The sequence below is a fragment of the Chryseobacterium sp. SC28 genome, assembly GCF_003932955.1.
In the GTDB taxonomy this organism is placed as follows: Bacteria; Bacteroidota; Bacteroidia; order Flavobacteriales; family Weeksellaceae; genus Epilithonimonas.
Genome location: NZ_QOVY01000001.1, coordinates 99,446 through 123,343, shown reverse-complemented (window position 1 = coordinate 123,343; position 23,898 = coordinate 99,446). Strand labels below are relative to the sequence as shown.

16 protein-coding genes are annotated in these 23,898 nt (G+C 41.5%); 4 read left to right on the top strand and 12 right to left on the bottom strand.

The window, feature by feature from the left end; translation table 11 throughout:
- Positions 1–25 precede the first annotated feature (25 nt).
- The 4 genes from ctlX (at position 26) to DTW91_RS00545 (ending at position 3,051) form a co-directional block, all read left to right on the top strand.
- The gene (gene ctlX / locus DTW91_RS00560; RefSeq protein WP_125201473.1) at positions 26–946 is read left to right on the top strand and encodes a citrulline utilization hydrolase CtlX; all 921 of its coding nucleotides are present in this window, start codon (positions 26–28) and stop codon (positions 944–946) included.
- A 62-nt stretch (positions 947–1,008) separates the two neighbouring features.
- Positions 1,009–1,599: a nicotinate (nicotinamide) nucleotide adenylyltransferase gene (nadD, locus tag DTW91_RS00555; RefSeq protein WP_125201472.1), complete on the top strand. Its 591-nt coding sequence runs from the start codon at positions 1,009–1,011 to the stop codon at positions 1,597–1,599.
- Positions 1,600–1,655: 56 nt separating this feature from the next.
- Positions 1,656–1,997, top strand: a complete 342-nt coding sequence (locus DTW91_RS00550) for a DUF3817 domain-containing protein (protein ID WP_125201471.1) — start codon at positions 1,656–1,658, stop codon at positions 1,995–1,997.
- A gap of 55 nt (positions 1,998–2,052) precedes the next feature.
- Entirely contained in the window at positions 2,053–3,051 is a 999-nt protein-coding gene (locus DTW91_RS00545; protein ID WP_125201470.1) for a 2-hydroxyacid dehydrogenase, read from the top strand.
- A 42-nt stretch (positions 3,052–3,093) separates the two neighbouring features.
- Here DTW91_RS00545 and DTW91_RS00540 read toward each other — a convergent pair whose 3' ends face one another.
- From DTW91_RS00540 to nusA, 12 genes are all read right to left on the bottom strand, one after another.
- Entirely contained in the window at positions 3,094–3,867 is a 774-nt protein-coding gene (locus tag DTW91_RS00540; RefSeq protein ID WP_125201469.1) for a dihydrodipicolinate reductase C-terminal domain-containing protein, read from the bottom strand.
- 346 nt (positions 3,868–4,213) lie between these two features.
- The gene (gene pckA / locus DTW91_RS00535) at positions 4,214–5,827 is read right to left on the bottom strand and encodes a phosphoenolpyruvate carboxykinase (ATP) (protein ID WP_125201468.1); all 1,614 of its coding nucleotides are present in this window, start codon (positions 5,825–5,827) and stop codon (positions 4,214–4,216) included.
- Between the two features lie 115 nt (positions 5,828–5,942).
- Positions 5,943–6,845 (bottom strand): GYDIA family GHMP kinase, encoded by a 903-nt coding sequence (locus DTW91_RS00530; protein WP_125201467.1) that lies wholly within the window; start codon positions 6,843–6,845, stop codon positions 5,943–5,945.
- 10 nt (positions 6,846–6,855) lie between these two features.
- The gene (gene fabD / locus DTW91_RS00525) at positions 6,856–7,731 is read right to left on the bottom strand and encodes an ACP S-malonyltransferase (protein ID WP_125201466.1); all 876 of its coding nucleotides are present in this window, start codon (positions 7,729–7,731) and stop codon (positions 6,856–6,858) included.
- Between the two features lie 176 nt (positions 7,732–7,907).
- Positions 7,908–9,896: a LysM peptidoglycan-binding domain-containing protein gene (locus tag DTW91_RS00520; RefSeq protein ID WP_125201465.1), complete on the bottom strand. Its 1,989-nt coding sequence runs from the start codon at positions 9,894–9,896 to the stop codon at positions 7,908–7,910.
- A gap of 37 nt (positions 9,897–9,933) precedes the next feature.
- Entirely contained in the window at positions 9,934–11,508 is a 1,575-nt protein-coding gene (gene bshC / locus DTW91_RS00515) for a bacillithiol biosynthesis cysteine-adding enzyme BshC (protein ID WP_125201464.1), read from the bottom strand.
- A gap of 82 nt (positions 11,509–11,590) precedes the next feature.
- Positions 11,591–13,513, bottom strand: a complete 1,923-nt coding sequence (locus DTW91_RS00510) for a putative porin (protein ID WP_125201463.1) — start codon at positions 13,511–13,513, stop codon at positions 11,591–11,593.
- A gap of 89 nt (positions 13,514–13,602) precedes the next feature.
- Positions 13,603–14,964 carry a T9SS type A sorting domain-containing protein gene (locus DTW91_RS00505; protein ID WP_125201462.1) on the bottom strand — a complete coding sequence of 454 codons (1,362 nt, stop codon included), beginning with the start codon at positions 14,962–14,964 and terminating at the stop codon, positions 13,603–13,605.
- A gap of 155 nt (positions 14,965–15,119) precedes the next feature.
- On the bottom strand, positions 15,120–16,568 hold the full coding sequence (locus tag DTW91_RS00500; protein ID WP_125201461.1) for a RagB/SusD family nutrient uptake outer membrane protein: 1,449 nt from the start codon (positions 16,566–16,568) through the stop codon (positions 15,120–15,122).
- 12 nt (positions 16,569–16,580) lie between these two features.
- A complete protein-coding gene (locus DTW91_RS00495; RefSeq protein ID WP_125201460.1) occupies positions 16,581–19,454 on the bottom strand; it encodes a SusC/RagA family TonB-linked outer membrane protein in 2,874 nt (957 codons plus the stop codon).
- A gap of 296 nt (positions 19,455–19,750) precedes the next feature.
- Positions 19,751–22,549: a translation initiation factor IF-2 gene (gene infB / locus DTW91_RS00490; protein ID WP_125201459.1), complete on the bottom strand. Its 2,799-nt coding sequence runs from the start codon at positions 22,547–22,549 to the stop codon at positions 19,751–19,753.
- 111 nt (positions 22,550–22,660) lie between these two features.
- Positions 22,661–23,896 (bottom strand): transcription termination factor NusA, encoded by a 1,236-nt coding sequence (nusA, locus tag DTW91_RS00485; RefSeq protein WP_125201458.1) that lies wholly within the window; start codon positions 23,894–23,896, stop codon positions 22,661–22,663.
- Positions 23,897–23,898 lie beyond the last annotated feature (2 nt).

Genomic DNA, 23,898 nt, shown 5'->3' with positions numbered 1-23,898 from the left:
ACTTATATTTTATTGAATTTTAAAAATGCAAACTACAGATACGGTTCTAATGATCGAGCCCGTGGCATTCGGTTTTAATACGCAAACAGCAGTCAATAATTACTTCCAGAAGCGGCAGACAGGCGATGTTCAGAAAAAAGCACTTGCAGAGTTCCGCGCTTTTGTAGAGAAACTGCGCTCAAAAGGCATTGAGGTCATCGTCATAAAAGATACGCAAGATCCCGAAACGCCGGATTCTATTTTTCCAAACAACTGGGTCAGTTTTCACCACGACGGAACGGTCGTTCTCTATCCGATGTTTGCCGAAAACAGACGCTTGGAAAGGCGGCTTGATATTATCGACAAGATCAAAGAACAATTTGAGGTCAGCAGAGTGGTGGATTATTCAAGTGCGGAAAAAGACAATAAATATTTAGAGGGTACAGGCAGTATGATTTTCGACCACGAAAACAAAATCGCGTACGGATCGGTTTCTTTGCGGCTGGATGAAGGTCTTTTCAGAAAATTCTGCAGCGAGTTTGGCTTCCAACCGGTCGTCTTCCATTCTTACCAAAATGCCGGAAACGAAAGATTGCCCATCTACCATACCAATGTGATGATGAGCGTTGCAGAGCATTTTGTCGTGATCTGTTTGAATTGCATCGATGATGAAGCAGAACGTCAAAAGGTGGCCGATACTATCAAAAAATCGGGGAAAGAACTATTGGAGATTTCAGAAGAGCAGATGCAGCATTTTGCAGGAAATATGCTCGAAGTTCAAAATAGGTCGGGCGAAAAATTTTTGGTAATGAGTCAAAGGGCTTATCAATCTTTAAATCAAAACCAAATCTCGGCCATCAAAAATTATTGCCAAATCGTCTATTCGGATTTGGAAACCATAGAAACCAACGGCGGCGGCAGCGCGAGATGTATGCTGGCTGAGGTTTTCTTGCCGAAGAAATGGTGAGAGAATACTTTATCAAGACATTTTAATTCTCTAAATTTGAGGTTCAAAAAACGCTTAAAATTTTGGAAAACCGCAAGAAGATCGGCCTTTTTTTTGGTACTTTCAATCCCATTCACATTGGGCATTTGATTTTGGGAAATTATATTCTTGAAAATTCTGATATGCACGAGCTGTGGTTTGTCGTCAGCCCGCAAAATCCACTGAAGGACAAAAAATCTTTGCTTCGGGACCATAATCGTCTGGATATGGTGCAATTGGCCATCAAAAATTATCCGAAAATGCGTGCCTCGAATGTCGAATTCTCGTTGCCGGTTCCCAGCTACACGATCGATACATTGACGTATTTGACAGAAAAATATCCGGATTATTCCTTCGCCTTAATTATGGGAGAAGACAATCTGGGAAATCTTCACAAATGGAAAAACCACGAATTGTTGTTGGACAGATATCAAATAATCGTGTATCCGAGGATTTCGGATGACAAAACAAAAAACGATTATCTGCAACACGAAAATATTCATCTCATCGATGCACCGATTATAGAATTGTCTGCCACAGAGATCCGTAATATGATAAAATCTGGCAAAAACGTGCGCCCAATGCTGCCTCCGGAAGTTTTTGAATATCTCGATGGTTCTTCGTTTTACAAATAAAAAGCTGATCGCAATTCGTTCTGAAGTCTCCGTTTTTCCCTTATCTTTGCCTTGATATGAACATCATCCAAAAATTTTTTTCAAAATATCCTGAAGAAAAAATCATCAAATGGTTCCACCAGATTTGCGTTGCAGAAGCCATTTCGTGGTTTTTGCTTTTTACTGCAATGATCTGGATCCGAACCAATCACGATGAGTTGCTCCCAACGATTTATATCATCATTATCGGCAATATCCACGGATTATTTTTCAGTTTGTACCTTTTGCTTCTGCTACCCGGCAGGAAGATCTTTGCCTGGGACGATGAGGAATTTGTATTTGCTTTGATGGCAGCATTTTTCCCCTTCGCAACCATTTGGATCGATAAAAAGTTGGCAATGAAAAATAGGGATGAATGATGAAAAATCAATACGCTAAAATTTCTTTTAGAACCGATTTTTATAACTTTACATTATGAAAGTGACCTTTTTCTCTACCAAGCCGTACGACAAAGAATTCTTTGACAAAGTCAATAAGGATTTTAATTTTGAACTCGATTATTTCGAAACGCATCTTGGTCCGCACATTCTGAATGTCATCGATCATTCTGATGCGGTCTGCGCTTTCGTAAATGATAATTTGAATGCCGAAGTCTTGCAATCTCTGTCTCAAAAGGGCGTACAATATATTGCCATGCGATGTGCCGGCTTCAACAATGTAGATCTGGAGGCTGCCAAACGTCTCGGTCTGCGCGTCTGCAGAGTGCCGGCTTATTCGCCGGAAGCCGTGGCCGAGCATGCGATGGCAATGATCCTGACGCTAAACCGAAAAACGCACAAGGCTTACAACAGGGTTCGCGAGCAAAATTTTTCTTTGAACGGATTGATGGGATTTAATCTTTACCAAAAAACCATCGGAGTCATCGGAACCGGAAATATCGGGAAAGCATTTGCGAAAATAGCACAAGGATTTGGTGCTCGAGTTTTAGCTTACGACGTGGCACCAAGCGAGGGTTTGCAGGCGTTGGGAATTGAGTATGTCAGCTTAGACAATCTGCTGGCACAGTCCGACATCATCTCGCTTCATTGTCCGCTGATGGAGGCCACGCATCATTTGATTAATAAAGAGTCGATTGGTCAGATGAAAGAAAACGTTATGATTATCAATACCAGCCGTGGTGCTTTGATCGATACCAAATCGGTAATCGATGGGCTGAAGTCCAAACATGTCGGTTATCTCGGTATTGATGTTTATGAGCAGGAGGAGAAATTATTTTTCCGAGATCTTTCGCATACGATTATTGAGGACGACACCATCCAGAGGTTAATGAGTTTTCCCAATGTTTTGGTAACTGCGCATCAGGCTTTCTTTACGTCGGAGGCGCTGCTTCAGATTGCAAGTTCCACTTTGACGAGTCTTTCAAACTTCGGCCAAAACAAGGACTTTGAAAATTCCCAAGCGGTCTTGGTTTGACATTGCTTTTTTGGATGCAGATTCGCAAAGAACGCTACTTTTTTAGGACAGGATAGTTTGCGTTTGGCCGAAAAAGTACGGTCTTAAGATGTCATCAAAACTGTAAAATCCGTTTAGTTTATTTTTAAGGTTTTCAGCAACGAATAAGGCACCACTTCCAAATGCCTCGCGCGAAATAGATTCGTGAACGAGTCTCACCGTCTGATAAGGAAATCCGAAAATGACTTCGTGCTTTCCGACAATTCCGCCTGCGCGGATCGAGTTGATGCTTTTGGTTTCGATATCCAAAGTTTCGGCAATCTTCACGGCGGTTCCCGAAACGCCCGATTTGGATTTGAAATGCTCTTCGATAACTTCAATATCCACGCCTGGCGCAATACTTTTTAACAAGGACGCTGCAAACAATAAGTAATTGACGCCCAAGGTAATATTGGGCGACCAGAAAACGACAGTATCTAAAGCCAAATCCTTCAGTAATTTGATCTCATCATCGCCATAGTGAGAGATCGCAGATATAATTTTAATCTTCTTTTGGGCAGCCTTCTTGCCATAGCCGAAGATGCTTTCGGCGCCGGAAAAGTCGATGATGAAATCTACCGGATGACTCGATAGCAAGTCGTCCAAATCTGTGTTCTGCCGTGAATGTATTACTCCCGGATCTTGCACCGATATTCCTAGAAATTCTTTGGCCGATGAATTTTCCATTATTGTACTGTCTCTCAACACCCATTCCAAAGAAAAATCGCTGTTGCGGAGTATCACATTGGCAACTGCTTTTCCGGCTTTGCCGAATCCTATTAATCCAATTTTCTTCATTATAATTATTTTTTGAAACCGTTCTGAAATTAGAAAATAATAATACAAAAAAAAAATCAATGGATTGAAAACACTTAGTCGGATGACTCCCAGCGAATTGACGAAATATATGTTCTGTCCGAAACTACCAAATTTAAAAAAATAATGACAAAATCTTCGAATCGGCAAATTATAACCATTTCCAATTCAGCAACGAGCTACCGTCACCCAAAAGCGGCGAAAGTTGAAATCCCTTGGAAAAATGCTACGTTAGATTCAGAACTGCCACATACCGAGCGAGCAGATGAACGGAAAGTTTTAAAAGAAAAATCCCGCCAAGTTCCAAGAAACGGCGGGATTTTGGTGATTAAGATTGATGAGCCTCCGAGAGCACAGGTCCCGATGGAATCAAAGCTCTTGCTTCGTCGTTGTCTGCAAAATGTTCGAAATATTTGATGTATCTGGCAGCCAGGTCTTTGGCTTTGGTTTCCCAATCTGAGGCATTTTCGTAAGTGTCGCGCGGATCCAAGATATGTTCGGAAACATTCGGTAGCGAAACCGGGAAGGTGAGATTCATAATTGGAACGCAACTTGTCTCGGCTTCTTCGATGCTGCCGTCTATGATGGCATCGATGATGGCTCTTGTATCTTTGAGAGAAATTCTTTTGCCGGTGCCGTTCCAGCCGGTGTTTACGAGATATGCTTTCGCGTTGTGTTCTTTCATTTTTCCAATCAAGGTTTTGGAATACATCGTTGGGTGAAGCGTCAAAAATGCTTCTCCAAATGCCGGAGAAAAGGAAGGCGTTGGCTCTGTAATGCCGAGTTCTGTTCCTGCCAATTTGGAGGTGTAGCCACAAAGAAAATGGTACTGCGCCTGAGACTCTGTCAAAATAGAAACCGGAGGCAAAACTCCGAACGCGTCTGCGGAAAGATAAATAATCTTATTGGCGTGGCCCGCTTTAGAAGGCAGCACAATCTTGTTGATATAATAAATGGGATAGGAAACCCTCGTATTTTCTGTGATAGAACCGTCGGAATAATCTACGTTTCCCTCGTCGTCTATAACCACATTCTCCAAAAGGGCGTCTCTCCGGATGGCTCCATAGATGTCGGGTTCTTTTTCAGGACTTAGGTCGATCACTTTGGCATAGCATCCACCTTCGTAGTTGAAGATGCCGTTGTGATCCCAGCCGTGCTCGTCATCGCCAATCAAATATCGTTTAGGATCTGCAGAAAGTGTGGTCTTGCCCGTGCCGGATAGTCCGAAGAAAACCGCCACGTCGCCTTTTTCGCCCACATTTGCAGAGCAGTGCATAGAAGCCATTCCCCTCAGTGGAAGATAATAATTCATCATAGAGAACATCCCTTTTTTCATCTCTCCGCCATACCACGTTCCACCAATGATTTGAATTTTTTTGGTCAAATCAAACATCACGAAAACTTCGGAATTGAGGCCGTGCTCCTTCCAATTGGGATTTACAGATTCCGATGAATTGATAACAAGAAAATCGGGTTCGCCATAATTTTGAAGATCATAATGAGAAGGACGGATGAACATATTCATGACGAAGTGTGCCTGCCAAGCGACTTTTGTTATGAATCTTACTTTCAGCCTCGTATCTTGATTGGATCCGCAATAGGTATCGATGACGTATAGGCTTTCGCCGGACAGGTCTTGGGTTACGATGTCCTTCAACTCGTCAAAAACTTCTACGGTAGTCGGGTGGTTGATGACGCCATCCCACCAAATGGTATCTTTCGTAATATCATCTTTGACGATGTATCTGTCCTTAGGTGATCTTCCGGTGAATCTTCCGGTTTTTACAGCAACAGCTCCGGACTTGGTAAGAACGCCTCTCGCTAAACCAGAGTTTTTAGGATTTATTTCAGCCTGAAAAATTTCTTCGTAGGTTGGATTGTAGAAAATTTCTTTGGGATTCGAAATGCCCTGACGTTCCAGGTAAGATTTTAGCTTGTCCATTTTATATTTTTTTGAAGATTAAATTCTAAGACAAATGTATAAATATCAGCGCATTATCGCCTTATTTTTTAAGTGATATTCATCAGAAAAGCTAAATATCATAATTAGTTAAAACTCACATCATTAAATCTTGCCAAGAAAAGATTTGGTGATAGCCCTGCCGGTTAAAATAGGATTTGTAATCGCCGGATTTAGCCGTCAGAACGAAATCTCCTCCCCAGGCTCCTAAACTTTTGACGAAGTTCGGATAATTGTGAAAATATTTTTCTTTCGCAGTCGGCATTTCGAGAAAATCGGACAATTTTTGCTCGTGGATCGTCATTAATTCGGAAAATTCTTCCAAAATTTGACTCCGAAAAACGGCTTCGGTCAACACATCAAATTCTTTAATCAAATCTTGCGACTTCGGTTTTGATTGGTAATGCCTGATGCCCTCGCGGGTGTCTTGCTTTTGATTGAGGTGAACGAAAATTAATTCATCTTTGAAAGCCGGCTCATAATTAACCCTTTTATAAATTCTTTCGGGAAAGCGCTTGTACAAAACGGCAGATTTTTCCTTGGCTACAGCCACATCGTAACCACTTCCGCCGAGACTTTGCTCATTTAGAAGAAATGGATTTACTGCTGCCCACTGTCCCAGATTGCTCATCAAAGTAGCACTGCTGCCCAACCCGAAGTCCGGCGGAAACTCGAGATTGGTCTTGAGATGATAAGAATCGTTGGTTTTGAATTTGGTTTCCGAAAGATCTTGAACGTTTTTCAGAACTTTTAGAATGAATTCCGCCGATTTCTGATCGTTGGTTTTTAAGATTGTCCAGGTTTTATAGTCAATGATAGTCTCCAGCCACAATTGGTCTTGATGATACGCGATCCAAAAGATTAGCGATTGGTCATCATTTTTTTCTTCAAAAAAAAACGACTGTCCAAGCTTTGTGGGAAGAGCCAAGACAAGAGCGCCATCAACAGCAACATATTCTGAGGTCAGCATTAGCTTTCCAGGCGAAAATATTCTGTTCATAGCTTCAGTTTTATATGGCCGAAGATACAAAAACTTCCGGATTGATCTTTTTGATCAAGCCCTGTAGCGTTTTCCCGGGTCCAACTTCTACGAAGGTGGTAGCGCCGTCTTTAATCATATTTTGCACGCTTTGTGTCCATTTCACCGGACCGGTCAATTGCGCCATCAGGTTTTTTTTGATCTCATCCGGATCGGAGACTGCCGTGGCTGTAACATTTTGATACACCGGAATTGTTGCTTTTCGAAACTTGGTATTTTCTATGGCAATTGCCAGCCTTTCCTGAGCCGGCATCATCAGAGGCGAGTGAAAGGCTCCGTTTACGGACAAGATCAACGCTCTTTTTGCTCCTGCTGCTTTCAGGGCTTCACACGCTTTTTCTACGGAGGTCGTTTCGCCGGAAATTACCAATTGCCCCGGACAGTTATAGTTCGCCGGCACCACAATGCCTTCTATTTCAGCACAGACCTCCTCAATTTTGGCATCTTCCAGACCGAGAATGGCGGCCATAGAACCGGGATTGTTGTCGCAAGCCATTTGCATCGCCTCAGCCCTTGCTTTCACCAAAATCAGTCCGTCGTCAAATGACAAAACGCCGTTGGCCACCAAGGCGGAAAACTCTCCCAAAGAATGTCCCGCAACCATCTCAGCGCCAAGACCATTGGCTACTTTTACGGCGGCAACAGAATGTACGAAAATTGCGGGTTGCGTCACGCTGGTTTTTTTGAGATCTTCTTCCGTGCCGCCAAACATCATCGAAACAAGGTCGAAACCGAGAATCTCGTTGGCGGAATCCATGAGGTCTTTTACGTCTTTTCGGGCATCATACAATTCTTTGCCCATTCCTACATATTGCGACCCCTGCCCGGGAAATACAAGTGCTTTCATTTAAGGATTACTTTTTTTGGTAAATGGAAACATCTATAGCGTGTCATCCGATTTTTTTATTGATTTTTGATGGAGATTGAAACTTGAAGCTCTTTGGCTCAGCAGCAATTGTTCTTTTTTATGATGAAAAGCGGTCGCATTTCATCTCTGTGATTTTTCCTGTCATTTTGTAGGTATTACTGTACCAATCTTACCACTCTATAACCCTTGTTGATGTACGCGCCATTGGGTTTTGCTTTTGCGAATTCGAATTTTGTGGCAAGTTGGGTTTGCGATTTGTCGATTTGTTTGAAGATTTCCCCTTTTTTATTCTCTCGCATCAGCATATCATTCATCACGTCGAAACCGATGACCGCATACTTCGATGGCGTTTTACAATATTTTGATTTGTAAGCAGCTAATATTTCTTTTTCGAAATCGCCGTCGTAATTGATTTTTCTGTCCATCAGATAGACGAGACTCGCTTTGGAAAGTTCATCCACGTTTTTCTCGAAGCTGGGGCTGTAGAACATACTAAAGGCTTTGACACCTTCGGTTTGTTTGGCGAGTGCTATTATTTTTGAAGCGAAGGCGCTACCCGCAGCATCATTGTCGTCTGCCAAGACTGCAATCACCGGAGCAGACTGTCCCGTTACCATATTGGTTTCCAACTGGATGTCGGCGGGGGTATTGACGATGACGACAGTCGGATTCGACAAAGATTTCTCCAGACCTGTTTTTATAGCGTTGGCGTGAGCTCGGGAACTATCGGCCACGATATAGATTTTTTGACCTTGATAAACCTGCGCCACCTCTTTCACAATCCGATCCGAATAAACAGAATTTTCGGTTTCAACGATGATTAAATTGCTATAATCAAAAAGGTCGGGCGAATTGGCAAAAGGTGCCACCACCGGAATGTTTTTCTGCTTCACATAATTGAGGACTTCCAAAACACTCGATTTGAAAAAAGGCCCAATGATTAGATCGGTATTATCTTGATTAATTTGCGAAAGGCTGTTCTTAAACGTATTTTCGTTTCCTGCATCTACGACTTTGATGTCCAGTTTTTGACCTAATCCGGCATTTCTCTCGGCCGCTAGTTTTGCGCCGGTAAGAAAATCCATAGACAATGTTCTGTATTTGGCATCATTGGCATCAAATCCGAAGGGCAGCATCAGAACCACGCTCAGAACATCGCCCGATTTTTTGGAGTACATCGGATCTTGCTTTTTGATTTTCAAAACCATTCCGGTTTTGAGACCGTCGGCAAGATTGGGATTCAGGGTCAATAGCTGATCCAGTGTCACGTTGAAATGGTTCATAATACTGAACATCGTGTCGCCACTTTGAACAGTGTAGGTGATATAATCATCATCTGATGTCAAGGTATTTGCTGAGCTGGAAGCGTTATTGGAGGCCGAAGTTTCTGAGGATGGGATGGGCGCTGTCGCAGGATCCGATTTCGTATTGTTTTTGGAGTTATCTTCAATGTTTATCGTGGTACCTCCCGAGATTTTAATCGTTTCGCCGGGTTTCAAACCTGAGGCTTCCAAGCCCGGATTAAGTGCGAACAATTGTTTCTGAGTAAGGTTGAATTGTCTGGAGATTTTGTAATAGTTGTCTTTTGCTTGGACGGTGTACAGTCCTTCTGCTGTGGCCGTAGCGGGCATTTGCTGTTGTGTGGCCGGCTTGGTCTCGGCAATTGTAGTTGTAGCGTTGTTATCCGGTGCAGAGCCTCCATATTTTTGAATACGGTCTAAAGGCAGCGTCACTTTATCGCCGATTTTGAGATGAGAATCCAACTCTGGATTCAGTTTCCGAAGATCGGCTTCCGATATTTTGTACTGTTTGGTTATGCCGTAGATGGTTTGCTTTGGCTGCAAGGTAATGCTTCCTGTTTTGCCGGAGGCCGAGCCACTTGCCGCAGGAGTCGTTTTTGCGGGAGTTGATTTGAGCGTGGCAGTTTTGGTTGGCGTTCCGGTTTTTGAAACCGTCAAAACATCGCCTATTTTTAAGCCGCTTTCTTTTTTGGAAGGATTCAATTGATAAAACTCATCGATGGACAGACCGTATTGTCTGGAAATTCCGTAGATGGTTTCTTTTGGCGCTACAGTGTGTGTTTTTTGGGCAGATAAGCCTAAAAACGCCGTGATGGCGGATAAAATGAAAATTTTGTTTATCATTTTTATTTAATAATCATACAAAAATAATGCTTTCAGATTAAATGGGCGAAATTATTAGTTCGGATTTTTGAACATTGATTTTTTCGTAGCAGTCGTCGATCCATTGCCTGCCCCGATCTGCATAGAACACACTGAAATTAAAAACCCTTTCTTGCCAGTTCCCACCCGGATGCACCTCGAGGAAAAGCCGCTGCATCTGATCAAACCTTTCTGCTTGTTTGATTTTTTCCGCTTTCAGAAGGCGTTTCTGCATCCGCCGGAAAGATTTTAACTGCCGGGCTTCTTCTGCTTCTACAAGATTGAAAAAACTTCGATCGGTTTCCGAAGCTTTGTTTTTGAGTTCGGAAAAAGACCCGATGAGTTGCACTTCTTTTTCGGCAAGGAGCAACCTAATCTCATTGTTTTCCAGTATTTTCTGATTCAAGACTTCGGCAAAATTTTCGAAGAAATTTTCAACCTCCAGTCCGGCTTTTTCGATTTTTCGCATCGTCTTTTCTTCGAGGAACAGCATCGAATTTCTTGGAATCAAAACGGGAAATGGGATATCGATGGCCGCAAAATAATCTTTGAGTTCGATCCAATACATGATTTCGGCATTGCCGCCAACGTAGGCCAAATTGGGCAAAACAGATTCCTGATAAGCCGGACGAAGCACAGCATTTGGGCTAAATTTCTCCGGGTGATTTTCTAATTCCTCCAATATTTTTTCCTCCGAAAACTTCAAATCGGTGTCGAGAACCACATACTCGTCATTAATTTTTTCGATACGATTTCTGGTTTCCGAAAGATAAAACAAATTGATTTCCCGAGGATTGACCTGCACTTTATGATATTGCTTTTCCAAAAATGCCCGTTGAATTTGGGTGGTTTCAAAAAGCTGATTGTGCAGTAATTCTTTCTTAAAAATATCCTTGACTTGAGATTTTAACGCTCTGGAATTTCCATCGATCGTCAATAAGCCGTAATCTGCAAATAATTGATTGACCAAATAGCGAATGGCCTGCGTGTGCGAATTTCCTTTTTTATAAGCATTTCGGAGCCAGAGAATGAGTTCTGTGCCGTAAATGTAATCTTTAAATTCCTTTTCAAATTCCTGAATAAAATACTGATCCTCCACCTTGATATTCCCTACAGCACCTCCCGAATGACCTTTGATCTCATAATAATTTTCGCGGGTTTTGAAATGATTGACCTCTTCGAAATCGTGGTCCTCCGTTGCCATCCAGAAAATCGGGACGAAGTTGTGATCGGGGAAATTGGATTTTAGAAAGTCAGCGGTTTTTATCGTCTGCAATATTTTATAAACAAAGAAAACCGGTCCGGTAAAAAGATTGAGCTGATGACCCGTTGTGACGCTGAAAGTGTTTTGCTTTTTTAGAAGAGCAACAGTTTCCCGCTGTTTTTCGGACATCGGTTCAGCCTGATGTTGCAATAGAATAGTTTCGCAAAGGATTTGCCTTTTATCTTCAGAAAATGACTTTTGCTTTGCTAATATTTGATTTTTAAAATGATCCAAATCAAAAATTTTATCCTGAAATCCGTCGAGATTCTTTCCTAAAAAATCTTTTATGAGCGGCGGAATGCTGGCTATATTTTGGAAGTCAATGTTCATTGGGTTGTCGGTTGTCAGTTGGTTTATGGTATGGATTTGCGGAAGGGAAAAATGAAAACGGCCACCATCACTATTTGCAAAATTAATGGAAAAGATACCAGACTACGCCAAGATTGAGCCTGAAATCGTAAATCGGGTAGCCCGGCGCGGTGAAAGATTTGTTCTGCATAAAAGTCTGATTGATGTGTTGCCCCTCGATGTAGAAAAACATCCGCTTGACTCTCATATTGAAATAAACGTCTGCAATAGGCTGGCCACCAATGGAATAAGGATTGCTTCCCGGTAAAATATATTCATTGAGAATGGGCGAATATTCTCTGGAGTCAAATTTGGAAAAATAATAGAGCTTGACGCCCACCTGCACCTCGGCCGCTCGTTTGAAAGCCGGTGCTTGATAAAAAACGTTGATTCTGCCAATGAAATCCGGCATCGGCAGCAGTTCCTGATTGCTGAGTGCCTTTTGAAAAATCACTTTCCCGTTGAGATTGAATTTGCCATATTTCAGGGTGCTTTCGCCGCCGATCTGCGAAATATTGAGCGCCGACGCGCTCTGTTGAGGTTTCGAAAACGCGTCAAAATAGGTGTAATTGTCGATCTTGAAAAAATCGACAAAAACTTGGGTGTCAAACCATTTTGCCAATCTTAGCGTGCCTCCCAGCTGGGTCACGATTTCGTTATCGGGATTCTGCAGGTAATAATTGTAATTCTGATAATGCGAAGAGTTGACGAGATAGTTGAAGCTTGGATAGGCAGACTGGAAGTTGACCCGGCCTTCGACCAAATAGCCTTTAATCGGCTCAAAAATCAAATCGTTGGTGGTTTTGACATAATCTCCAAAGTCATCGCCCTTGGAGATTTCGAGAAACGATTTCAGTTGGATTTTGTCCCACAATTTAATTTGCAAATTGCCCACTGCGCCGATTCTTTGCTCTTTGAAATAGCCGGGAATGTTCAGAAGTGGAAACGCATTTTTGTTGCCAAACTCCAAAGATTGGTGTCGGAAACCGGCATCTAATTTGAATTTGTCGTTGTCCCAAACCAAGCTTAGCGTATTGCTAAGATTATTGGAGAATTTTTTATTGGAGAGTGGGAAGTTGGGAATATCTTCTGAGCCGAAGAATTCTGTATTGGCAGTGGTCTCCGTAAAATAATATTTATTGCCTTGATGAAAGATCGTATGCCTCAGCTTGAAGGGATATTTTGCGGGATCGAAAGGAGAAAATTCTTGGCTGAAATAATACCTTCTGTAGGAATATCTCGAATCTGTGCCGGAGAGGTTGGTCTCTATATTTTGCCGGTTGTTGAATCGGGAATCTCCGCTGAGGAAGACCGTCAGATCGGCAATTCCGCCATTTTCCTGATTATCTACGTTCTGGTGGATGAAGTGGGCATAGGCTTCGTATTTGCCATTCTTTGAGATGTAATGACCGCTGAATATGGTGTTGTTGCTGGCGGCGAGGCTGTTCCGGTAAAGGCCCTGGGATCTCAGTCCCATATATTCTATCGCGAAATTGAAGCTTTTGCCAATGTTTTGTGTGTAGGTGGTTTGCAATTGTCCACCGTTTTGCATGGCATTGTTGTAATAAAAAGTGGTGGTGGGCGTTTTGACGTCGTAATAGTGGATGTCGTTTTCGCCTTTGATGAAAAAAGATTTGTTTTCCGGCAATAGACTCAGGTTCTGCTCGGGGTTTTTGGAGTACATCAGATTTTGAAATCCGGAGCCGATGTTGGCAAATTGGATCTTTCCGAAATTATCTTTTTTGTTGTATTGCGTTGCGATGTAGGATCTTTCAATCGTAAAAGTGGTATCGAAGATTTTCTTTTCGGAAAATCTGGTTTTGACCTGATAATCGTTGATGGTAGGTTTGTAGATTTCCATTGAATCTTTCTCTCCGGAGTCTACTCTGAGGGTGTCGGAAGGGATTTGGTTGGAATCAGTTTTGTTCACTTGTTGTCCGTTTGCAAAAATACTGCAAACGAATGCCAGCGCTAAAAAATATTTCATCAAGGAAATTTGAGTACAAAAATAGTAAGATATACCGAAATAAAAAATCCCGCGGGTGGCGGGATTTTATGGTTAAAAAATAATTGGGATTATTTTTTGATGAATTTGGTATTTTCTACGGCACCATTTCCATAGTATGCCTGAAGAATATATGTACCCTTAGCTAATGAAGAGACATTAATCTGTTGAGTATCTGTCGTTGACTTCACTTTTTTACCGGTTAAGTCGTAGATAGTGACGGATTCGATTTTTTTATTAGAAGTAAGATTCAGAACGTCAACAGCAGGATTTGGATAAATTTTCAAATTACTTTTTGCAGCAGCTTCGTTAACTGCAAGAGAAAGATCTCCGGAAAATTCGAATATTCCTTCCGAACCGCCAGGACCATCACTGAAGAATCCTGCCCAGCCTGTTGTGGAATTGTAGAATTTTACTCTCCCTCTTTGCCCGCCTTGTAAACCTGGTATGTTATCTATGATAGTCCAAGTAAGTCCGCCATCCGTTGAGTAGGAAGAACCTGTTCCTTGAGCAGCGTTAGAATTAATACCTGTTGTCACATAAGTATTTGCGGTACCCGGCACATAGGCGATATCACCAAAGAACCAAGTTCCTGTAGCCTCCACAGGATCCCAAGTAACGCCGGAATCTGAAGTAGACCACAATGTGGCATTCACATCTCCATCGACAGCAATTAGAAGACCATTGGCAGGGTCTTTAAAAGCGAAAGAACCGAAAGAGCCTGGTTCTTTAACTCCACCAAAATCAATTACCGGACTAAAATTGCCCGTCCACGTACTACCTCTATCCGGGGAATGCAAAATACGTCCGCTATCTGTCCCAATCCAGATGTGATCCCCAACAACATCTTTTACCCCTACATAGCTATACTCACCGCCTTGACCTCCAAAAGGTGCCGGAGCGCCAGCTACAGCTGTCCATGTGGCACCACCGTTTGAAGTTTTATACATTTCGAATTTACCGCCTACTGGATCTCCTGCCGTCCATCCATTGTTAGCATCCCAAAAATAAATTTGATTACCGAAAGATGCACTGGAATATCCTGAAGTCTGATTTACCCATGTACTGCCACCATCTGTGGTTTTCCAAATTCTATTGGCATTTTCGCCTATAGTAAATTGTGCAGTAACGATGTAAGCTGTATTGGCATCAACGGCAGCTATGTCGGATATCAAAGCATTACTGCCCGGCCCAGTGATAGTACTGGCAGTCCAAGTATTACCGCCATTGCTGGTTTTTGATACGATTTTGGGATATGTTCCCGCTCCTGAGCCGTCGTATGCAAAAATCCAAGCCGTATTGGCATCCACAATCGAAATTTCATCGACACCGAAATTAACAGGAAAATTGGTTGCCTGAGGTGTCCAAGAATACTGAGCATTTGCACTAAATGAAAGTGCAGCTACGCTTAAAGTAAGTAAAACTTTTTTCATAATAAAACCTTTTTTTGTTATATTTAATGTAAAGATAAAACTTTTTCACAAAGTTGTCAAGTTAAAAATAAAAATTGATAGTTTGGGAGTTAGAAAATATATCTAATTAAAATCACGAGGTGGTTTATTTTTCCTTATTTTAATTTTAGAATTTTTTATTTCCAATCAGGATACTGTGTCATATTGGGATTAATATTCATCTCTCTCAGCGGCATTGGTATTATAAATAATCTGCTGTTTGCAGGAACGTCACAAATACTACTATAGCAATTTGTGATTTTAGAGAATCCTAAGTTATTTCTTTTCAAATCAAAAAATCTTTGTCCTTCTGCAAAAAATTCTTTTCTCCTTTCGGTCAAGATATTTTCTATACTTGCAGAAGTATATGTAGAGCCTCCTCTTTTTGTAGCAAAAGAATTTAGTTCTGTCAACGCAGCAGTTAGGTTTCCTAATTTATTTAAGGCTTCTATCTTATTTAAATAAGCCTCTGACATCCTAAGAATTTTAACATTTTGAGTAAAGTTGCCTTCAGATGTTAATCTTATATATTTTCTTGTCCATAAACCGGTGGGATTATCTTGAGTAGGCACCGCTGACGAAGTAAATAAGGATCTACGAACATCTGTAGATGGGAAAGAACTATAGAAATTCTGAGTAAATAGGAATCTTTTCTTTGATCCGTTACTGGCGTAGAAAGATGATAGGGAATTATTGACGGACGTATTTTCGGATGGAGTGGAGGTCATGTTGATTTCCCAAACAGTTTCTGGTTGATTTTCGCTTATCGCAATATCAGAGGAAGTAAAATAATTAACATAATTGGTTTTGGAAACGAAATCAAAAGTATTACTTCCTGCAGAATTAATTACTTGATTTGCATAATCTAAAGCTTTTTGATAATCTCCTGCAGCACCTCGTGTCAAGTAAACTCTTGACAACAACAATCTCGCTGCAGTAGGACTTAAGTGGCCTTTGTTTAAAGGTACTTCCGAGGTCATCATGCTCAACGCGCTGGTCAGATCCGAAATAATTAAGTCATAGACCTCTGCAACACTAGCTCGGGGTAAGTTGTTATCCGGATTGTAAATACCTACGTTTAATGGAACGCCGTATTCTTGATTGACTCCCGCTGTTGGATTTGGAGAATAAAAACTTACAGCGTAAAAATAACCTATAGCCCTTGCAATTCTTGCCTCGCCTTTGTAATTTAAAACAGTGGGTGTCTCTGCTAAAGACTGATCATTAATAACGGCATTTGCTAAAACTATGCCATCATAGAGATCGTCTAGCATACCGAAATCGGAAACGTCTGGTGACCAATTTAAAAATCCTGTTGTACGATAGGCAACGTCAGTATTTTGAGAAGTTATAAATACGTTATCGGAAATTAAATCTCCAAAAACAAGGATGTCTGTTCCAAAACCTGCTGCGGTAGAATATTGGTCATATACTCCATTTAAAAGATATAACATGTCGGACTCACTTGTTAGAGGACTTTCAAGTGGAAACTGATCGACAGGACTTTCTTCTAATCTATTTTCACTACAAGATATTATTGAAAGTGTCCCCACTAATATACTAAAAAATATTGTTTGTAATTTCATAATCAAATAATTTTAAAAATCTAAAGAAACTCCAAAAGAAAAACTTCTCATAATTGGAGATGTGTAATCGTACAATCCTTTACCTTGCCAAGAAGCACCAGCCGCATTAGAGTTGGCTTCTGGGTCGAAGGTAAGATCCTTATCAAATGTGTATATCCATAGATTAAATCCTCGTAGATATACTGTTAGATTCTCTATGCCTGCGTCCTTCAATACAGATCCAAAGCTGTATGCTAATTTCGCTTCTTTCAGTCTAATATGATCGCCGTCTCTCATCCACCTTGTGGACGGCCCCGATGCATTATAAGGATTGCTAGAGCCTGGCAATTGGATAGGATTGGAGGCAGTGGTATTTGTGGGTGTCCAGCTGTCGTATAATGCATCTGTAATTTGGTTATTTATTGAAGATCCATCGCCTAAAATGTAGTTCTGCCATCTATTATGAACTGAATATTCAAATTGCCCTGTGAAAAATACACTTAAAGAAATGTTTTTATATCTAAATTCACTTTTGAAACCAGCCGTATATTTCGGAAAAGGAGATTTTCCTTGCCATACTCTTTTTGCTAAAGCTCTATTATTTGTTGTTTCTGTATGCGAACCATCTGTCCAAAATAATCCATCACCGTTTGTAGGATCAACACCGGCCCAATCATATGTGTAGTACTCTCCTAAGAGGTGACCTTCAGCAGTTGCTCTCATACTATTTGCAGTACCTGAAAGTGTTATTTCGGTAGGATTTGAGAGGCTTTCGATTGTGTTTTTATTGTATGCGAAATTTCCATCCATAAACCATTTAAAGTCACCTTTTGTATATGGTCTTGCACTCAATGTAACTTCAACACCTTTATTCAGTACAGTTCCTACATTCGCAAAATAAGTATCCAAAGATCCGGCTGTCGATGCCGTTTGTTTTTGCCAAATTGCATCTACTGTTTTTCTATTATACACGTCAATCGTTGCTCCCAAATTTCCATCAAGTACTGCTACATCCAATCCCACATTCAACTGTTTCGAAACCTCCCATACTAAATTTGGATTACCCGCTTGCGTGATATTGGTTGCAGTTTCCGCACCATATAAAAACGAGGGGCTAATCAAAGCTAGTGAGTTATATGAAGCCCCCCATTGATCCGCATAGGGTATATTTCCAATTTCACCATAATTAGCTCTAAGAGATAATTGATGAAAAAGATCGGGTAAAAAATCTTCATTTTTAACGTTCCAAGATCCTGCGACTGACCAGAAGTTACCAAATTTGGAATCACCTAAGGTAGAATTTCCATCTCGTCTGATTTGTCCAGAAAATGAATATTTTTCATCAAATGTGTAATTTACTCTAGAAAAATACGAAATTTGAGTCCATTTTTCTCGAGAAGAAAAGGAGGGCAGAAAATCAGGTGTACCGAATGTGATGTATGGCAGAGGGCTAGATAATTTGTCAGCTTGGGCGCCTAATACATAATATTTATGCTCTTGATATTCCATTCCTACATATGCCTGAATGTCATGCTTATCTCCTAAAATTTTTCTATAACTAATAGAATTATTCCAATTCCAATCAAATGCACTCGTTCTACTTTCTAAGACGTACCCACCATAATTGAGTCCATCGCCAATCGAAGGATGCCAAAATTGCTTTTCATCTAAGGCTTGATACTGAACTCCATATAATGAGTTTGCATAAAACCCTTTTGCAAATTGCCATTCCCCGTTTACTGATGAAACAAATGTTTTAATCGAGCCTGTCATAAAGTCCATATTCTGGATCGCTACAGGATTAAAATAATCGTTTCCATTACCCAAGTTTGTCTGATTATAGGTGCCATCCGCATTGTATACGGGATAAATAGGAGCGATATACCAGTTAGTTAACCAAGGATTTCTATAAGCACCTCCATCATCATATGTTTTTCTCTCTACATTAGTGAAATTTGCATTAAATGCTAAATTGAACTTGTCGGATATTTTATGATCTATTGCCGTATTTAAACTTAATCTATCAAATTTACTATTTAATACTAAAGGTTCATTTTGATAGTAGGAGCCTCCTAGACGGAAAGAAGTATTTTCGCTACCTCCTGTAGCAGAAAAATTGTAGGTGTTGACAGTAGAGGTGTTTCTTTGAACCGCTTTTTGCCAGTTTTCATTAGTAACTCCATCATAGTTATTATCCGCTGCAAATTGGCTGATTGCTGTCTGCATGTCTAAAGTCTGTCCCGCTCTATATTCTCTATTGACATACATTAATCCGCCCCATTGAAGATATTCACTTGCATTCATATACTTTTGTTTGTCATAGGCGATATCTTGGACCGACATATCGCTTGACAAATTGAATCTTGTTTTTTGATTGTATTTACCCCTTTTTGTCGTAACTACAATTACTCCGTTCGCCCCTCTTGCACCATATAATGCTGTAGCAGATGCATCTTTTAATACTGCAACTTTCTCTATAGCATTTGGATCAATGCTGGCCAATGGATTCCAAGATTCCATTACTTGTGAATTATCGGAACCTTTACCTACGACAACTCCATCAATAACGTATAAGGGGTTTGGAGTTCCTATTAATGAACCCACCCCTCGTATTGTAATTAGATTGGTAGAGCCTGGATCTCCTCCGTTAGTAGAAAAAACCAAGCCTGCCACTCTACCATTTAATACTTCATCAATTGAGGCCACAGGTGTCGATTCAAAATTCGCCTTGGACACAACTGTATAAGATCCCAATTTAACAGCTGGATCCAATTTGATTCCACCGACAAGAACAACTTCCTGAATATTTTTAGTTTCAGTACTATCTTGTTTGTTTCTCTGTGCCATTAATGCTTGTCCCGTGAAGAAGAGAACGCCAACGGATAACAATCGTAATTTTACATTCATATTAACACTATTTAATTATAATCTGCAAATATGTTAAAAAATATTAACAAAACAAAAGAATTTAACACAGCTTCATTTGCAAAATTTGTGATACTTCGCCTCAAAGTGTCCGAATATTTCAATGAATTTTGATTTTTACTGAAAATTTCTCTTTAAAATGTTTTCTGTATATTGCAAAATAGGCTAATATCATAAAAAATAGTTAACATAAAAATAATTATTTAGAAATAATATAAATAATAAATAGAAGCCAAAAAAACCCGCCTTTCGACGGGTTCATTATAGAAAAATATATGTTACTTCAGTTTTTTCTTCACGGCGACTTCCTCGTAAACTTCCAGAATATCACCCACTTCGATGTCATTATAGCCTTTGATGCTAAGTCCGCATTCGTATCCTTTGGTTACTTCTTTCACATCGTCTTTGAAACGCTTCAGACTGTCGAGCTCGCCATCGAATTTTACGATGCCATCTCTTAGCAGTCTGATTTTAGAATTCCTGGTAACCTTGCCGGAGAGCACCATACAGCCCGCAATAGTCCCGACTTTGGAAATGCGGAATACTTCTCTCACTTCTACGTTGCCAATCACCTGTTCCTGAATCTCCGGAGATAGCATGCCTTCCATCGCTTCCTTCACTTCGTCGATGGCGCGGTAAATTACAGAATAGGTTCTGATCTCCACCTCTTCTTTCTCCGCAATTTCTTTGGCATTGGCGCTCGCCCGCACATTGAACCCGATCATAATGGCATCCGATGCCGCTGCTAATAGCACGTCGGACTCGGTGATCTGGCCCACGCCTTTGTGCAGGATGTTGACTTGTATCTCTTCTGTGGACAATCTTTGCAATTGATCTGCTAATGCTTCGACGGATCCGTCGACGTCGCCCTTCAGGATAATATTCAGCTCCTTGAAATCGCCCAAAGCAATACGTCGGCCGATCTCGTCCAGCGTCAGGTGTTTTTTGGTTCGGATAGATTGCTCTCTTTGGAGTTGCTCTCGTCTGTTGGCAATGCTTTTGGCTTCTTTTTCGTCTTCGAAAACCCGGAATTTATCGCCCGCGGTTGGTGCGCCGTCAAGTCCGAGAATGGTAACCGGAATCGAGGGGCCTGCCTTATCCATAGATTTGCCACGCTCGTCGAGCATTGCTTTTACTTTGCCGTGATTTTTCCCGGCCAATACATAATCGCCGACGGACAGAGTACCGTTTTGGACCAACATCGTTGCGATGTATCCGCGCCCTTTGTCTAAGGCGGCTTCTATTACGACGCCGCTTGCGGGCTTATTTGGATTTGCTTTCAGCTCCAACATTTCTGCTTGAAGCAAAACTTTTTCCAGCAGCAAATCGATATTGTTCCCAAATTTGGCAGAGATCTCCTGGGACTGTACATTGCCGCCCCATTCTTCTACCAAGATATTCATTGCGGAGAGTTGCTCTCTGATTTTGTCCGGATTGGCTCCGGCTTTATCCACTTTGTTGATAGCGATGATCATTGGCACGCCGGCAGCTTGCGCGTGAGCAATGGCTTCCTTGGTTTGCGGCATCACGTCGTCATCTGCTGCTACAACGATGATTGCGATATCGGTCACTTGCGCGCCTCGGGCTCTCATCGCCGTGAAGGCCTCGTGACCCGGCGTATCCAAGAACGTGATTCTCTGTCCGTTTTCCAATTTCACGTTATAGGCACCGATGTGCTGCGTGATTCCTCCGGATTCTCCCGCAATGACGTTGGTTTTTCTGATATAATCCAGCAAGGATGTTTTCCCGTGATCTACGTGACCCATCACCGTTACGATTGGTGCTCTCGGCAAGAGATCTTCTTCCTGATCTTCTACATCGTCTGCCACGGCTTCTTCAATATCGGCATCGGAGAATTCGATTTTATATCCGAATTCGTCTGCGACCAACAGAAGGGTGTCGGCTTCCAAGCGCTGGTTCATCGTTACCATCACACCCAGAGAGAAGCAGGCGGAGATCACTTCTGTAGGGCTTACATTCATTAAACTGGCCAGATCGCTTACGGTAATGAACTCTGTGACTCGCAGCGTTCTGTCTTGTGCGTCTATTTCTTGCTGGATCTCATCCTGCTCTCGTCGCCACGATCTTTTATCTTTTCTGTATTTGGATCCTTTAGATTTACCGCCTTTGTTGGTTAATTTTTCTAAGGTTTCTTTAATTTGGTTTTTGACTTGTTCATCACTTAGCTCCACCGGCATTGTACGCGCGTGTTGTCCTCCGCGGTTATTGCCGCCGCTCGGGCGATTATTATTACCGCCTGGTCCCGATGGGCGGTTTCCGTTAGGGTTGCCTTGTCCGGCAGGTCTGTTGCCTCCTGCTTGGTTGGGGCTGGCTTGGCCCGGAACATCTTTCGCAATGCGCTTTCTTTTTTTCTTGGCAGCGTTGCTGTTTGAATTGGAAGATGGCTTTCGGTCGAATTGGGTAAGGTCAATTTTGTCCCCGACTATTTTGGGACCGTCTAATTTCTGATAAACGGTTTCTATTTTTTGCGACTCCTCAGAATCGGGTTTAGGAACGGTTTCATCCGTTTTGGCAATGGGCTTTTCTACCTTAGCAGCCGGCTTTGAAGTGGTTTTGATTGGTGGTTTTGGCTCTTCTTTTTGTCGGTCAGAAACTTTCTTTTTTGTACTGCCGATGCTTGAAAGATCAATTTTGTCTACAACTGTCAGGGCTGGTTTTTCTTCGTTTGTTGCCACTTCCGGCAACGCCTCTTTTTTATTCTCGTCTGCGGCAGGAGCGGGGGTCTCTTTTTCGACCGGACTTCCTGTGTTCAGATCTATTTTGCCGAGAATTCGGGTTTCGGGTCTTGTGTGGGATTTGGCTCTTATCACCTCGGGGATACTTTCTTCGATTGCCAGTTTTTCATCAGGAACTTTGGAAATCACCACCTCATGAGAAGCCTTTCTCTGTTCGCCATCTTTTCGGAACTCAGCTTCCAATGCAGAAAATGCCTGTTCTTCTAATAGAGCGTTAGGATTACTGTCCACTTCTATCCCTATTCCCTGCAGATATTCCACAGCTCTAGGGATAGAAATGTTCAGTTCTTTAACGGCCTTATTTAATCGTATGTTTGGCATAAATATAAATTTGCTTTTGGCTTTTAGCGTTTTAAGCTTTTTATTTTTTTTATTTTTTTGGATTTTAGTGCTTCAGAAGTCAATTCCGAATTTTTCTATTTTTTCTATTTTTTATCCTTCCAATTCTTCTCTTAGAATATTCTTTACATCCTCGATGGTTTCTTCCTCCAGATCCACGATTTTCAATAGCGCTTCCGTGTCTTTGTCTAAGACGCTTCTTGCCGTTGTAAGCCCCACTTTTTTGAACTCATCGATGATCCAAACTTCGATCTCATCAGAGAATTCTCGCAACTCGACATCGTCATCGTCAGAAGTTTCTCTGTACACATCGATCTCGTAACCCGTCAACCAGGATGCCAATTTGATATTTTGACCTTGCTTGCCAATGACTTTAGAAATCTCTTCGACTGGTGTGTAAACCAAGGCATAATGAGAATCTTCGTTGATTTCGATTTTATTGATGATGATATTTCCCAAGGCTCTTTTTACAAAGATTTCAGGATTTTTTGACCATTGGATGACGTCGATATTTTCATTTCTCAGTTCCCGCACCACACTGTGAATTCTGGAACCTTTCACGCCGACACATGCGCCCACCGGATCTATTCTGTCGTCATACGCATCCACGGCGATTTTGGCTTTCTCTCCCGGGATTCTTACTACTTTTTTCAGGATGATGGTGCCGTCTTGGATCTCGGGAATTTCTAGTTCTAGCAATTGTTCCAAAAACTTCGGTGCCGTTCTGGAAATAATAATTTGCGGTTTAGAACCTCGGAAATCCACACTTTCTATAATGCCCCTCACGGTTTCTCCTTTTTTGAAGAAGTCGGACGGGATCTGATTTTCCTTTGGCAAGATGAATTCGTTATCATCATCATCCAGCAGGATCACGTGTTTATGACGGATATGGTGTACCTCGCCGATGACGATTTCGCCGATTCTGTCTCTGAATTGGTCGTACAACGCGGCATTGAAATGCTCTTGGATTTTTGTAGCCAAGATTTGCTTAAGCGTCAGGATGCTTCTTCTGCCCAGCTTGTCAATGTCGATCTCCTGCGTAAATTCTTCTCCAACTTCGAAGGTGGGATCGATTTTCCTGACTTCGGAGATTTCGATTTCCAAATCATCATCTTCAGACATCTCGTCTTCGACGATCGTTTTGTTCAGAAATATTTGAAAATCCCCTTTGTCCGGATTCACGATAACATCGAAATGATCATCGGAGTCATACCTTTTTCTGAGAAGAGTCTTGAGAGAGTCTTCGATAATAGCCATTAAGTCTATTTTGCTGATATTTTTTATTTCTTTAAAATCACCAAAGGCTTCTATTAAAGCTAAATTATCCATAT

Excerpts from the sequence above, each read along its gene's own strand:
- ctlX (WP_125201473.1), top strand. The coding sequence starts at position 26 with ATGCAAACTACAGATACGGTTCTAATGATCGAGCCCGTGGCATTCGGT.
- DTW91_RS00550 (WP_125201471.1), top strand. The coding sequence starts at position 1,656 with ATGAACATCATCCAAAAATTTTTTTCAAAATATCCTGAAGAAAAAATC.
- DTW91_RS00545 (WP_125201470.1), top strand. The coding sequence starts at position 2,053 with ATGAAAGTGACCTTTTTCTCTACCAAGCCGTACGACAAAGAATTCTTT.
- DTW91_RS00540 (WP_125201469.1), bottom strand. The coding sequence starts at position 3,867 with ATGAAGAAAATTGGATTAATAGGATTCGGCAAAGCCGGAAAAGCAGTT.
- pckA (WP_125201468.1), bottom strand. The coding sequence starts at position 5,827 with ATGGACAAGCTAAAATCTTACCTGGAACGTCAGGGCATTTCGAATCCC.
- DTW91_RS00530 (WP_125201467.1), bottom strand. The coding sequence starts at position 6,845 with ATGAACAGAATATTTTCGCCTGGAAAGCTAATGCTGACCTCAGAATAT.
- fabD (WP_125201466.1), bottom strand. The coding sequence starts at position 7,731 with ATGAAAGCACTTGTATTTCCCGGGCAGGGGTCGCAATATGTAGGAATG.
- DTW91_RS00520 (WP_125201465.1), bottom strand. The coding sequence starts at position 9,896 with ATGATAAACAAAATTTTCATTTTATCCGCCATCACGGCGTTTTTAGGC.
- bshC (WP_125201464.1), bottom strand. The coding sequence starts at position 11,508 with ATGAACATTGACTTCCAAAATATAGCCAGCATTCCGCCGCTCATAAAA.
- DTW91_RS00510 (WP_125201463.1), bottom strand. The coding sequence starts at position 13,513 with ATGAAATATTTTTTAGCGCTGGCATTCGTTTGCAGTATTTTTGCAAAC.
- DTW91_RS00505 (WP_125201462.1), bottom strand. The coding sequence starts at position 14,964 with ATGAAAAAAGTTTTACTTACTTTAAGCGTAGCTGCACTTTCATTTAGT.
- DTW91_RS00500 (WP_125201461.1), bottom strand. The coding sequence starts at position 16,568 with ATGAAATTACAAACAATATTTTTTAGTATATTAGTGGGGACACTTTCA.
- DTW91_RS00495 (WP_125201460.1), bottom strand. The coding sequence starts at position 19,454 with ATGAATGTAAAATTACGATTGTTATCCGTTGGCGTTCTCTTCTTCACG.
- infB (WP_125201459.1), bottom strand. The coding sequence starts at position 22,549 with ATGCCAAACATACGATTAAATAAGGCCGTTAAAGAACTGAACATTTCT.
- nusA (WP_125201458.1), bottom strand. The coding sequence starts at position 23,896 with ATGGATAATTTAGCTTTAATAGAAGCCTTTGGTGATTTTAAAGAAATA.